1 protein-coding gene and 1 pseudogene are annotated in these 862 nt (G+C 63.2%); both read left to right on the top strand.

Features of this window, described 5'->3' with window-relative positions; genetic code table 11:
* Positions 1-276: pseudogene (locus K0F86_RS27060) on the top strand (ShlB/FhaC/HecB family hemolysin secretion/activation protein); the annotation flags it as partial.
* Positions 277-320: 44 nt separating this feature from the next.
* The coding region (locus K0F86_RS27055; RefSeq protein ID WP_219137207.1) for a filamentous hemagglutinin N-terminal domain-containing protein at positions 321-862 on the top strand (542 nt) is incomplete at its 3' end.

Genomic DNA, 862 nt, shown 5'->3' with positions numbered 1-862 from the left:
GAATTGCGGCACAACTTGCCGGCGTTCACTGCCGTGGCTGGTCAGCTGCAAGTGCTGGCCTTTGCTGACACGGGCACCGTCAAGCTGAACCGCGACGCGTGGAGCGCCGGCGAGAACCGCCGCACCCTGAGCGGCGCCGGCGTGGGCGTGACGTGGACGGGCGCCAATGCGCTCGTGCTGAAGGCGTATTACGCGCACAAGCTGGGCAATGCCAAGGCGACCTCGGCACCGGATGCGGCGGGCCGTTTCTGGCTGCAAGCCGTCAAGTATTTCTAAATTAATGCAAGTTAACTAATAAGTTAAAAAATCAGGACACCGCCATGAACCGCATCTACCGCTCCATCTGGAACCAGGCCACCGGCGCTTACGCCGCCGTGTCCGAAAACGTCAAATCCGCCGGCAAGCGCTCGATGCCAGGATGCAGCGGCGGCGGCGCGCATTTCGCCTTGACCAGCATGGCGGCGGCGCTGATGTTGGGCTACGGCAGTCTGGCGCTGGCGGGGCCGGCGGGCGGCACGGTGGTGGCGGGGCAGGCAACGATCAACGGCGCGCCGGGCGCGACGGTCATCAAGCAGGGCAGCCAGAACGCCGTCATCAACTGGGCCAGTTTTAATGTCGGCAAGGGCGAGTCGGTGCAGTTCCAGCAGCCGAACAGCAATGCGGTAGCGCTGAACCGCGTGCTGGGCAGCGATGGCACGACCATCCTCGGCAACTTGTCGGCCAACGGCAAGGTGTTTATTGTCAACCCGAACGGCGTGCTGTTCGGCCAGGGCGCGTCGGTCAATACGGCCGGCCTGGTGGCTTCGACCCTGGATATTTCGAATAGCGATTTCATGGCTGGCAAGTACCAGTTTTCCGGCAA

Source organism: Janthinobacterium sp. UMAB-60, assembly GCF_900095235.1.
Lineage (GTDB): Bacteria > Pseudomonadota > Gammaproteobacteria > Burkholderiales > Burkholderiaceae_D > Janthinobacterium.
This window is presented reverse-complemented; position numbering and strand designations above follow the sequence as displayed.